The sequence below is a fragment of the Streptomyces sp. NPDC088124 genome (genome assembly GCF_040685895.1).
Lineage (GTDB): Bacteria > Actinomycetota > Actinomycetes > Streptomycetales > Streptomycetaceae > Streptomyces.
Map to the genome: position 1 here is coordinate 1 of NZ_JBFBJB010000107.1, position 12,386 is coordinate 12,386.

Below are 12,386 nucleotides of genomic sequence, written 5' to 3' on the forward strand. Positions count from 1 at the left end.
GGGACAACCGCGGATATCGCGCCGAGCCGTTCAGAACGGCTCGGCGCGATATCCGCGTTCGGATTCCGGGGTATTCGCGGCCGGGGGTCAGAGTCCGGTGCCGGACATCCTTTCGGCGGGGTTCACGGCCAGTCCACCGGAAGCGGCTCGGTGATACCGGCCAGCCATTCCCGCCACTCCGGCGCGCGGGTCGCCGGCCCCGCCTCCATCGCCGCCCCCGCCTCCATCGGCCGCCCTGTCCAGGCCGTCACAGGACGGATCCCGTGCAGCGCGTTGACCAGCCACACCTCGCGTCCGGCCAGCTCGGCCACCGTGCGGTCACGGGCGACGAACGGGATCCTGGCCCGCCGGGCCCGTTCGCGGATGACCGCCGTGGTGACCCCCGCCAGCACCGGAAGCGCCGGCGAGGGCACACAGAGCGTCCCCTCCTCCCACCACATCACGCTGGAGTACGCGGCCTCCAGCACCAGCCCCGACGCGGAGGTCAGCAGCGCCTCGTCGGCCCCGTGGGCGGCCGCCCGCCGCCGTACCCCGGCGAGCGTCTCCAGGTCCGGGCCCTTGCGCCGGGGGACCGTCCGCGGGTCCTGCTGGCCGTCCGCCCAGACCCGCACCCGCGAGGTGAGCGGCGGAGCGACCCGCAACCGCAGACTCAGCAGGGGAGTACGTCCCGGCGGCGCCAGTTCCACCCGGGGGAACCACATCCCCTCGCGTGGCAGTTCCGCCGTCATGTCCTGCCAGAACGCCGCCAGTTGACCGTGGGGCAGCTCCACGGTCTCGGCACAGGCCCGCAGAAACCGCTCACGGTGCCGGGAGAACGCCCGTACCCGCCCGTCGACGACCAGCCACGAGTCCGCGGCCGGCAGCGCCCCGCCGGACCCGCCGGCGCCTCCTGCCCCGGCCGGGCCGCCGGCGTCCGCCGGCCTCCCGGCAGGCTCCGCCAGAACGGTGAAGCCGTGGCCGGGCTCCCAGCCCAGAACCCGTTCCGTGACCGCGTCCGCGCGGTCGGTCGGTGTCGCCGCCATCCGGTCGTCCCTCCTGTCGTCCGTCACACCCAGCCTGTCGTCAGTATGTGCGGCCCGCGCCGGCCGGAGAGCCGTGCCGGGGACCGTACGGCGCGCGCTCCAGCCACTCGCCGCACCACGGCAGTACGGGAGAGAGCGCCGCCGCGGCGCGCTGCTTGACCCGGACGGCCCGCCGCGGCCGGAGATGGTCGAGCGCCGCCCCCGCAGCCGCGCTGTTGAACAGCGCCGCCGCCCGCCGGTCCGCGGCGAACTCCTCGACGGGGCGGGCCGACCCGGTGGCGATCCCCTCGGCGACAGCCGAGGCCGCGGCCGCCGCGTCCGCGATCCCGCTGTTCATGCCGCGCGCGCCGAACGGCGGAAAGAGGTGCGCCGCCTCGCCGACGAAGAGGACCCGACGGCCCGGATCGGTGAACTCGGCGGCCACCTTGCGGAGGAAGCGGTAGGTCGACACCCACAGCACCCGCTCGTCGTAACCCTCACCCACCAGCCGGGGCAGCCATCTCCGTACCGCCTCCTTCGTCCCGTACGCCTCGGGCGCGTCGTCGTCCCGGCACTGGAGGTCGACCTGGAACCCGCCGGTGAACGGGACCCGCATCACCGTGCGCCCGCCCGCCCCCGGATGCTCGTAGTGGAACACCCGCTCCAGGGGCAGCTCCGCTCCCGGGATGTCGGCGACGTCCACCACCACGTGGAAGCCCTCGGACCGGACCCCCCGCATCGGGATGCCGAGCTGGGCCCGCACCGTCGAACGGGCGCCGTCGGCCGCGATCACATGGCTGCCCGACCAGTCCCTGCCGTCGCCGGTGGTGATGCCGACCCGGTCCTTCGACACCCGCACCTGCTCGACCCGCGCCCCCCACTCGAAGCGCACACCGGCCGCCTCGCACGCCGCGAGCAGGAACCTCTCCGTGTCCACCTGCCGCAGACTCGTGAACGGTGTGCCCTTCGCGGCCGCCGCGCCCGCCGCCTCCCCGGCCGGCGCGGGGGAGGGCGCGGGGAAGGTCCGCGCGTACACCTCACGCCCCCGGTACAGGGTGCGCCGGGTGTGCCAGGTCCGGCCGTACGCGACGAACTCGGCCGCGAGCCCCGGGCGCATCCGCTCCAGCAGCTGCAAGGTCTCCCGGTGCACGAACAGGGCCCGGCTGCCGGGCCGTTCGCGGCCCCGCGGATCGGCCTCCAGCACGGTGACCGGCAGGCCGTCCGCCCGCAGCGCGAGCGCCGCCGACAGGCCCACGGGTCCGGCGCCCACCACCATGACCGAGGTCATCTCAGCCTCCGAAACGGACGGCGGGCAGGACACCCTCGGTGAGCATGGCCGTGATCTCCACCCGTTTGATCTTCCACGTCGACGTCCTCGGCAGATCGTCGAACCGCCACTGGAGCGGCGCCGACATCACGGGCAGATCCGCGGTGGCCTCACGCCACCGCCGGGTGTCCAGCGGCTCGTCGCCCCGGACACACACCACCGGCACCGGCTCGCGTTCCGCGCCCGGCACGATCACCACCTCGCGCAGCTCGTCCAGGCGGGACATCAGCACGTCCTCCACCGCGAGATTGCTGTTCACCTCGTCGATCAGGTCGATCTCCCGGTCCATCAGATAGAGCCCGCCCCAGCGGCCGCGGTACCCCACGTCCCCCATCTGCCACCAGCCGTCGCGCAGTTGCCGGTCGTAGGTCTCCTGTGCCCCGAGATAGGTGAGGATGCGGCCCCGGGTGCGGGCCTCGATACGGCCCGGTGTGCCGGGCGCGGCCCGGCGTCCCTCGCCGTCGGCGATCCGGACCCGGGTGAAGCCGGGAATCGCCGTCCCCACGCGCCTGCCGTCCGCCTTCTCCGCCCCGCGCCGCGAATACCACTGGAACGCCACCGGACCCGTCTCGCTCTGCCCGTAGAGCTGTACGAGCCAGGGCGCGCGCCGCCGGGAGGCGCCCAGCAGCTTGCGGACGGTGCGCGGATGGATGGCGTCGAAGGTGGATCCGTACGAACGCACCCAGGACAGCGGCGCGCCGGGCGCGTCCGCCAATTCCTCCCACAGCACGAAGGTGTTGGGATGGGTCTCCACGATGCCGGGCCGGTGCCGGGCGAGCAGCGGCCCCGCCGACGCCGGGTCGGGGTCGACGATCAGCAGCAGCGGGCTGCCGAAGTGCAGCAGCACACCGAGCAGATGGTAGAAGCGGGAGTGGACGAAGGACAGGTGCAGCGCCGCGCTCTCGCCCCGGGTCGGCCAGCCCATCGCCTTCTGCGGGACCAGCCGGTTCCACATCGTGTTGGCACAGTGCACCGCCAGCTTCGGCACCCCCGTGGTGCCCGAGCTGTGGGTGATCAGCGAGGCCTCGCGCGGATGGAGCCGTACCGGCGCGTGCGGCGGCGCGCCGACGTACGTGTCCAGCGGTACGGCGCCACCGGGCTCCGCGGCGGCGCCGCCGCTCGGGTCGACGGTGAGCACCTGCCGGACCAGCCCGGCGATCCCGGGGGCGCGGGCGCCCGGCGCGCCGGCCTCCGCCGCGGGCGCGCCCGCGTCCCGCAGCGAACCGTCCAGCGTGGCCCGGTCGGTGAGCAGCCAGGGCCGGTCGAGACGGTCCAGCAGCTCACCGGCGACCCGGCCGTGCAGCCCGGGCGAGAGCAGCGCGGGCACGGCCCCGATCCGGGAGACCGCGCAGGCCAGCACCACGATATCGACGTTGTCCGTCTTGTGGATGGCGACCCGCTCGGTCGGTCTGACGCCCGCCGCCCAGAGCCGCGCGGAGAGGTCGTCCACGAGGTCGGCCAGCTCCGGATAGCTGAGGTCGAGCCCGGCCCCGGGGCTCACGTCCAGCGGCCGGTCCAGGGTGACCGGGACCGCGCCGTACCGGCGGGCGGCCTGCTGGAACATCATCCCGAGCGAGAAACCGCGCTCGGAGAGGAGGGGCCGGCGCATGGGGCGGTTCCTTTCGATACGTCCGTATGTCCGCGATGAGTTCACCAGGAGCCCCCGCGTACGAGGTGGCGGCGGAGCTTGCCGGTCGGGGTGCGCGGCAGTGACTCCACGACACGGACCGTCCTCGGCACCTTGAACGGGGCGAGCCGCTCCCTGGCGAGTGCGGTGATCCCCGCGGCCAGCTCCTCGGGGTCCTCGGCCGGCGCGGCCGGCACCACGAACGCCCGCAGCCGGGTGGCGCCCTCCTCGTCGGTGACGGCCGCCACGGCGACCTCGCGGACCGCCGGGTGTGTGCGCAGCACGGCCTCGATCTCCAGTGGTGACACGGTGATGCCGCCCACCATCTCCATGTCGTCCGTCCTGCCGAGATGGCGGTAGGTGCCGTCGGGCTCGCGCCGGGCGCGGTCCCGGGTGGCCAGCCAGCCGCCGGCCAGGGTACGGGTGCTGTCCTCGGGCAGGTTGAGGTACGTGGCGGCCACGGTGGGTCCCTTCACCCACAGTTCGCCCTCCTCGCCGTCCGGCACCGGCGCTCCGGCGCCGTCCCGCAGCTGCACCTCGTACCCCGGCACCGGGCGGCCCATGGTGCCCGGCGCGTTGTGGGAGAGGCTGTTGGCGCAGAAGGCGTGGCCCACCTCGGTCGAGCCGATCTGCTCCAGGACGGGCGCGCCGAGCAGTTCGGAGACCCGCTCGCCCAGTCCGGCGGGCATCCCCTCACCGGCCGAGACCGCGGCCCGTACGGAGGCGAAGCACGCCGCGTGTCCGTCCGCCCGGTCGGCGACCAGCGCCGCGTACGCCGACGGCACGGAGTACAGCAGGGTCACCCGGTGGCGTGCCACCAGTTCGTCCACGGCCGCGGGGGAGGGGCGCCGGTCGACCAGGACCGCGGAGGACCCGGAGAAGAGCGGGAAGACGAACGCGTTGCCGAAGCCGTACGCGAAGAAGAGCTTGGAGACCGACAGGGTGACGTCGTCGGGCCCGATCCGCAGCAGCCGCCTCCCGATGAACTCGTAGTACGCCTCCGGGTCCCCGTGGTGGTGCACCACACCCTTGGGGCGCCCGGTCGTCCCGGACGTGTACTGGACGTACAGCGGGGTGCCGGACCCGGCGGGGCGGGCGGCGGCCGGTTCCGCGGTACAGGCGAGCGCCAGGAGCTGGTCGCTGAACAGCCGCCGCTCCGGCGGGATCCTGTCCTCCAGCCCGGGACCGGTCACGCCCAGGGTGACCCCGGCGTCCTCGGCCATGAACGCGTGGTCGGCGCGCGGCAGTTCGGGATTGACCAGCACCGCGGTGGCGCCGAGCCGCGCCAGCGCGAGGAACGTGGTCACCCACGCGATGGAGTCGGGGAGCGCGAGCAGCACCCGGTCACCGGGGGCGACCCCCCGGTCGGCCAGTACGGTGGCGGCACGCGCCGCGAGGTCGTGCACCTCCCCGTGCGTCCAGACCCGGTGCTCCTGGTGGAACGCCGGGCGATCGGTCCAGCCGTGCCGCTGCGCCAGGTCGGCGAGGTCGGCCGCCAGATTGCCCGGACGGCTCCTGGCGGTGCCCGGGCGCTCCCGGTATCCGCCGGTGACGGCGCCGGGGTCCGGTGGCGCGGCGGAGGGGCGCGGGGTCAGGCGCAGGGTGGTGGGGGGTGTCATCGGACCGGCTCCTCTACGGGGACAGCGGGGTGCGGGGTGCCGGAGAAGACCGTGTGGTCCCGGTAGGCGCGCATGGGGGCGGCGGTCTTGAGCAGCATCTCGTCGTACTCCGCCGCCGGGTCGGAGCCGAGGACGATGGCGCCGCCCGCCCCGAGCCGCATCCGGCCGCCGCTGAACACGGCCGTGCGGATCACGATGTTGAGGTCCGCGGCGCCGTTGCAGCTCAGATAGCCGATGGCGCCGGAGTACACCCCGCGGGCCCGCGTTTCGAGGCGGTCGATGATCTCCAGGGTGCGCAGCTTCGGTGCCCCGGTCATCGAACCGCCGGGGAAGCAGGCGCGTACGCAGTCCAGCGCGGTCCGGTCCTCCTGGAGCTCGCCCCGCACCGTGGAGACGAGCTGGTGCACGGTCGCGTAGGTCTCGGTCGCCATCAGCCGGGGTACCTGCACGGTGCCCGTCCGGCAGACCCGGCCCAGGTCGTTGCGGAGCAGATCGACGATCATCAGGTTCTCGGATCTGGTCTTCTCGTCTGCGGCGAGCGACTCCCGCAGCCGGGCGTCCTCCTCGGGCCGCTCGCTGCGCGGCGCCGTGCCCTTGATCGGCTTGGCCTCCACGGTGCCGTCCCGGCCGATCCGCAGGAACCGCTCGGGCGACGAGCACGCCACGTCGACGTCGCCGAACCGCAGATAGGCCGCGTACGGGGCCGGGTTGTGGCGGCGCAGCACCCGGTAGAAGTCGTACGCGTCGGGCGGCGCCGGCAGATCGGCGGCGTTGGTGAGGCAGATCTCGTAGCTCACCCCGGCGGCCAGCTCGCGCCGGCAGGACTCGATGTCGGCGAGATAGGTTCTGCGGTCGCGCTCCAGCCACGGCTCGGCGGCGCCGAGTTCGGCGGCGGCCGGGCGCGGCGCGGCGGGCTCGCGGGCCGCGGGTACGCAACTCAGCTCGGCCATCGCCGAGTCGAGCCAGTCGGCGGCCTCCCGCGCGCCGCGCGGGGTGTTCTCGGCGAGGGCGACCGCGTACGTCGTGCCCTCCTGGTGGTCCACCGCCACGATCCGGTCGGCGAACAGCCAGCAGGCGTCGGGGGTTTCTGCCCGGTGCTGGTTGGGGGAGCCGCACTCGGCCTTCATCTCGTACCCGAAGTACCCGACATAGCCGCCCGTGAAGTCGAAGGGCAGCTCGGGCGCGTCCACCGCGCGGTCCGTCAACTGCCGCGCGAGATGGTCGAACACGCTGCCCGGCACGTGGCGCACGGCCTGCCCGGCCCGCTCGGTCTCGCAGTGCCCCGATCCGACGTCGTACCGTACGAACTCGGCGAGCGGGCCCGTGCCGTCCCCGAAGAACGAGAAGCGGGACTGTCCGGCCTCGCGCCGCGCGCTGTCCAGCCAGAACGCGCGCGGCGCGGCGGCGCACATCCGGGTGAACGCGGCCTCGGGGTCCACGGCGGTGTCGATCATCCTGCTGTGCAGCCGGTAGCGGCCCGTTCCGGTGGTGCGGGGGCGTGCCCTGGAGGCCGGTGTCCCGCCGGCCCCGCCGACCGGGGCCGCTTCCGCCTCCGCCTCCGCCTTCACTTTCGTCCTCGCCGTGGCGCGGGGGGCCGCCACGGTCCGCCGTCCCCGGGTGCGCGCGTGGCCCGAACGCGACCAGGAGGCGGTGAGTTCCGCGAAGTTGGCGAGCATCCGGTGGCCGAACTCGGTGAGGATCGACTCGGGGTGGAACTGCACGCCCCACATCGGCCGGGTCCGGTGCCGCAGCCCCATCAGCACCCCGTCCTCGGCCCACGCGGTGGCCTCCAGGGTCGGCGGCAGCGGCTCGCGCACGGCCAGCGAGTGGTAGCGCACCGCGGTGAAGTTCTGCGGTATCCCGCGGAACAGCTCACGGCCGTCGTGCCGGATGACGGAGAGATGGCCGTGCCGGGGGCGGGGCGCCGCCACCACCTGGGCCAACTCGCCCACCGCGATGCCCTGATGGCCCAGACACACCCCGAGCACGGGTATCCCGGACCGGGCGAGCAGCGCCGTACCGATGCCGAAGTCGCGCGCCGTGCCGGGATGTCCCGGCCCCGGGGACACCACGACGTTGTCGAACTTCCGCAGATCCAGCTCCGCGCCGTCCGGCGCGTCGTTGAGCAGTACGACCGGCTCCTCGCCGTTGACCTCGGCGATGAGCTGGAACAGGTTGTACGTGTACGAGTCGTAATTGTCGATGAGCAGAGTCTTCACCCGGCCCACCTCCTTTTCGTTCTTTCCGGGGCCTTGCGGTTCCATGCCTCGTCCTGTGCCCCTTGTTTCCGCGCGTTCCTTTCAAGCAGCCCGGCGCTTGTGCCGTCCGCGGAGCGCCTGGAGAGGGGGATACAGCCATTTCTTGAGGAAGCGCTGAAGACGCGGCATCAGCACCCAGGTGACAATAGCTGTCACGCTCAGGCAGAGAATGAGTGTGCGTACGAGTGCGTTGAGACCGCCTAAGTAGGGAATCACCGTCAGGTTGAAGACGAGCACCGGCGGAAAGACGGCGCCCATGTTCACGAACCACAACTTCCATTTCGGCGGCGGCCGGGGCGGCGCCGGCGGTGCACTCTCCGGCGGTCCCTCGAACCAGGCGCTGAGACCTCGTATCCTCCGGTGCCCGGTCTCCCGGGCAAGCTGATTCCCGTACGACACCAACTGTGTCCGGGCGGCCGATTCCTCCCACGCCGCCGCGGAATAGGCCGAGTCGAACCGGTGAATGACATGCCATTCCGATCCGATGTTCCCGGGAGCGAGGACACCTCCGCCCAGATAACCCGGAACGCGGGCCGCCGCGCCCAGCACCGCCATCGCCCAGGAGCGGAACTCGCTTTCGCGGCCCGGCGCGACGTGGTAGGCGGTCGTGACGGTGATCGGTTCGTTCGGCACTCCGGCCGTGACCTCCTTTTGGGCATCGCGATGCCTGTGATCCCTTGGCCGGTGATCCCAATTCATCGAGCCGGACATCCTTGAATACGAAAGCACTGTGCCATGTGTTCAATCGGTTCCGGACGAATCCTGTGAATCCTTGGCGGGGGACCCTTCACACGCCTCCGGCCTGCGCGGAGACGGGCCGCCCCTCCCCGGCCCCGCCCGCCCGCGCGGCCGGGGGCGGGTGCGCGGGCCGGTTGAAAGGGAAATCCGACTTAGCTTAGGCTTGCCTAAGAAGTTGCGATCTGTGCTGCCCACGAAACCTGAGGAACACCCATGCCATCCTGGTTCACCCGCGTGCGTCGTCGGACCCTCGCCGTCACGGCAACCGCCGCCGCGCTCACCCTGGTTCTCGGCGGCTGTTCGTCGGACGGCGACGAGAAGTCCGGTGCCCCGGCCGGGAACGGGACGAGTGACGGGGCGTTCCCGGTCACGATCAAGAGCGCCCTCGGACCGGCGGAGATCACCGAGCAGCCCGAGCGGGTCGTGACCCTGGGGCAGGGGTCCGCGGAGACCGCGATCGCCCTCGGTCACACGCCCGTCGGCATCGAGAGCTATGAGTGGGGCAGTGACAAGACCGGCTATCTGCCGTGGATCCACGACGCGGTGACCAAGGCCGGCGGCGAACTGCCCAAGCAGTTCGCCGGCGGGGAGGACATCGACTTCGAGGCCATCACCGAACTCGAACCCGATGTGATCCTGGCCCCCTGGTCGGGTGTCACCCAGGAGCAGTTCGACATCCTCTCGGACATCGCGCCGACCGTCGCCTACCCCGAGCTGGCCTGGAGCACCAACTGGGACGAGCAGATCGAGATCATCGCCAAGGCGCTGGGGCAGCCGGACGACGCGAAGAAGCTCATCTCGACGATCGAGAAGCAGCTCGCGGACGCCGCCGCGACCCGGCCGAAGTACCGGAACGTCTCGTTCTCGTACATCTACACCTCCGGCCCGGGCACACTCGGCGTCTTCCTCCCGGAGGAGCAGCGCGTCGAGATGGTCTCGTCCCTCGGCCTCACCGTCGACCCGGTGGTGAAGACGTTCAAGGAGACCAAGGGCACCGACTCGGCCCTGATCGGACTGGAGAACGCGGAGAAGCTCTCCGGCAGCGACCTCGTCTTCACCTTCTACTCGGACGCCAAGACCCGTAAGGAGACCGAGGCGCAGAAGCTGTACGCGGCGATCCCCGCCGTCCGGCGCGACTCGCTCGTCGCCTCCGACGACACCTCCTTCGTCACCGCGTCCTCGATCATCAACCCGCTCACCGTCCCCTGGGTCGTCGACCGCTACCTCCCGCTGATCGACGAGGCCGTCGCCAAGCTCGACAAGTAACCCGACAAGTAAGGCGTACGGAAACCGGATGACCACCACCGCACCGGCCAGAACGGGCGGCCCCGGCACCTCGCGTGCCGGGGCCGCCCGGTGGGTCCCCGCGCTGCTCGGCGGGACGGTCCTGCTCGTCCTCGCGGGGACGGCGAGCGTGATGTTCGGCAGCAGGACCACATCGTTCGGGGACGTCCTGGACGTCCTCACGGGGACCGCCGATCCCTATGTCGCCACTGTCGTCGAGAGCCGTTACCCGAGGACGGCGCTCGGTGTGCTGGCGGGAGTCTGCCTCGCCGTCGCCGGCACCCTGATGCAGGGGGTCACCCGCAACCCCCTCGCGGACCCGGGGCTGCTCGGGATCAACGCCGGCGCGGCCGCGAGCGTCGTCGCGGCGACGGCCTTCCTGGGCGCGTCGGGCCGCTCCGACACCATGTGGTGGGCGCTGCCCGGCGCCCTGCTGGCCGGCCTCCTGGTCCATGTCATCGGCTCCGCGGGCGCGAGTACGAGCCTGGTGCGGCTGGTCCTGGCGGGAGCCGTCCTCTCCGCGGTGCTGATGGCGTTCATCCAGGCGGTGACGCTGAGCAGGCCGAAGGTCTTCGACAGCTACCGCTATTGGGTGGTCGGCGCGCTCGGCGGCCGGGACTTCGACGTGTTCTGGTCCGTCCTGCCGTTCGCCGCGACCGGACTCGTCCTCGCGCTGCTGCTGGGCCCCGGCCTCAACGCGCTCGCCCTCGGCGACGCGTCGGCCGCCTCGCTCGGCGCGCACCCGGCGCTCCTGCGGGCCGGCGGACTGATCGCCGCGACCCTGCTCAGCGCGGCGGCGACGGCCGCGGTCGGCCCCATCGCCTTCGTCGGCCTCGCCGTACCGCACATCGTGCGCGCCGTGGTCGGCGTCGACTTCCGGATACAGATCGTGTTCTCGGCGATCGCCGGTCCCGCGCTGCTGCTCCTGGCGGACGTGCTGGGCCGGATCGTCCTGCGCCCGCAGGAGCTGATGGTCGGAGTGGTGACGGCGTTCGTCGGGGCGCCCGCGCTGCTGGTGGCCGTGCGCGGGATGAAGGGCAGCACATGAGGGAGCACATGAGGGAGCACATGACGGAAAGCCGGACCATGGTCCGCACCGCCGCGCCACGCGGCCATCTCACCCTCGGGCGCACGGTGGCGGTGCCGGTACGGCGCAGATCGGTCGTGATCGCCCTCGTCACGGCGGTCCTGACGGTGGCCGCCGCGGTCGCCACGCTGTCCCTGGGACGGCTCGGCATCCCGCTCCCGGATCTCGCGGACGCCGTCACCGGCGGCGCGCGCGGAACGGACGCCTTCGTCCTGGAGCGGCTGCGCGGGCCGCGGCTGACGGTGGCGGTCGGCACGGGCGCGGCGCTCGGACTGTCCGGCGCCCTCTTCCAGTCGGTCACCCGTAACCCGCTGGGCAGCCCGGACGTGATCGGTCTGGGCGCGGGCGCCGGCGCGGGCGCCGCCGTCGTGGCGCTGCTGCTGCCCGGCACCGTACCCGTGCCGCTCGGCGCCCTGACCGGCGCGGTGCTCGCCATGGCGCTGGTGTACGTGTCGACGGGCAGCGGATTCCGCAACCCGGGACGCCTGGTCGTGGCCGGAATCGGGGTGGCCGCCATCGCCACGGCGGTCACGCAGTACGTCGTCTACGCCGTGGAGCGCGACAAGGCGGCCGTCCTGACCGCCTACCTCAACGGCAGTCTGGCGGCCCGGTCCTGGGGCCACGCCGGCACCATCTGGCTGGTCCTGCTCCTCGTCGCCCCCTGCGCCGCGCTGATCGCGCGCCGTCTCGACATCGCGGAGATGGGCGACGAGATCGCCGGGGGACTGGGGGCGGAGCCCAGGACCACGAAGACCACCGCCGTCGTCCTGTCGATCGTCCTCTCCGCCGGAGCGGTCAGCGTCTCGGGGCCGATCGCCTTCATCGCCCTGACGGCCCCGCAGATCGCCCGGCGCCTCACCCGCGGCTCGGGCCCGCACCTGCTGCTCGCCACCCTGATGGGGGCTCTGCTGCTGGTGCTCGCGGACCTCTGCGCACAGCAACTGCCGCTCTTCGAGAACCTGCCGGTCGGCATCTACACCCTGGCCATCGGGGGCGCGTACCTCGGATATCTGCTGATCCGCGAGTGGCGCAGGGGAGTGCTGTAGCGACGCGGGCGAGCCGGCGCGCCGGCTCGGGCCGGCGTCACAGATCCAGGACCGTAATCGCTGGTACGTGACCGCCGCCTGGCAGCGCAAAGCCGTACCGGTCCTGCCGCTGGGGGCGGCGCTGGCGGCGGGCTGTGTCGGGGTGGACATGAATGACGACCACCTCGCCGCCTGGCACCTCGATGCCCACGGCAACCCGGTCGGCGAACCCCACGGCTTCCCCTACGACCTGGCCGGGAATGCCGCTCACCAGGACGCGCAGATCCGCCACGCCCTCACCCGCCTCCTGCACTGGGCCCGCTAATGCGGGGTGAAGGCGATCGCGGTCGAGGACCTGGACTTCGACAGTGAGAAGACCCGCGAGAAACACGGCCGCCGCAAGCGCTTCCGGCGCCTGAT

9 protein-coding genes and 1 pseudogene are annotated in these 12,386 nt (G+C 72.7%); 4 read left to right on the forward strand and 6 right to left on the reverse strand.

The genetic code is table 11. The features are described from left to right. Positions 1–122: 122 nt before the first annotated feature. The 6 genes from AB0P17_RS42495 to AB0P17_RS42520 form a co-directional block, all read right to left on the reverse strand. Positions 123–1,022, reverse strand: a complete 900-nt coding sequence (locus AB0P17_RS42495) for an aminotransferase class IV (protein ID WP_365820372.1) — start codon at positions 1,020–1,022, stop codon at positions 123–125. Between the two features lie 40 nt (positions 1,023–1,062). Continuing rightward, positions 1,063–2,289 (reverse strand): FAD-dependent monooxygenase, encoded by a 1,227-nt coding sequence (locus AB0P17_RS42500; protein WP_365820374.1) that lies wholly within the window; start codon positions 2,287–2,289, stop codon positions 1,063–1,065. Position 2,290: 1 nt separating this feature from the next. Then, the gene (locus tag AB0P17_RS42505; RefSeq protein WP_365820376.1) at positions 2,291–3,937 is read right to left on the reverse strand and encodes a class I adenylate-forming enzyme family protein; all 1,647 of its coding nucleotides are present in this window, start codon (positions 3,935–3,937) and stop codon (positions 2,291–2,293) included. 41 nt (positions 3,938–3,978) lie between these two features. Beyond that, entirely contained in the window at positions 3,979–5,574 is a 1,596-nt protein-coding gene (locus AB0P17_RS42510) for an AMP-binding protein (RefSeq protein WP_365820378.1), read from the reverse strand. Further along, positions 5,571–7,793 (reverse strand): aminodeoxychorismate synthase component I, encoded by a 2,223-nt coding sequence (gene pabB / locus AB0P17_RS42515; protein ID WP_365820380.1) that lies wholly within the window; start codon positions 7,791–7,793, stop codon positions 5,571–5,573. Before pabB ends, AB0P17_RS42510 begins: the two co-directional genes overlap by 4 nt. An 81-nt stretch (positions 7,794–7,874) precedes the next feature. Next, complete coding sequence (locus AB0P17_RS42520) at positions 7,875–8,465, reverse strand: antibiotic biosynthesis monooxygenase (RefSeq protein WP_365820382.1); 591 nt, start codon at positions 8,463–8,465, stop codon at positions 7,875–7,877. A 318-nt stretch (positions 8,466–8,783) separates the two neighbouring features. Here AB0P17_RS42520 and AB0P17_RS42525 point away from each other — a divergent pair, with 318 nt between their 5' ends. The 4 genes and pseudogenes from AB0P17_RS42525 to AB0P17_RS42540 form a co-directional block, all read left to right on the forward strand. Further along, a complete protein-coding gene (locus tag AB0P17_RS42525) occupies positions 8,784–9,836 on the forward strand; it encodes an iron-siderophore ABC transporter substrate-binding protein (protein WP_365820384.1) in 1,053 nt (350 codons plus the stop codon). 28 nt (positions 9,837–9,864) lie between these two features. Continuing rightward, complete coding sequence (locus AB0P17_RS42530) at positions 9,865–10,902, forward strand: iron ABC transporter permease (protein ID WP_365820386.1); 1,038 nt, start codon at positions 9,865–9,867, stop codon at positions 10,900–10,902. Positions 10,903–10,922: 20 nt separating this feature from the next. After that, positions 10,923–11,987, forward strand: a complete 1,065-nt coding sequence (locus AB0P17_RS42535) for an iron chelate uptake ABC transporter family permease subunit (RefSeq protein ID WP_365820388.1) — start codon at positions 10,923–10,925, stop codon at positions 11,985–11,987. 52 nt (positions 11,988–12,039) lie between these two features. Next, a pseudogene (locus tag AB0P17_RS42540) lies at positions 12,040–12,386 on the forward strand (IS200/IS605 family accessory protein TnpB-related protein); the annotation flags it as partial.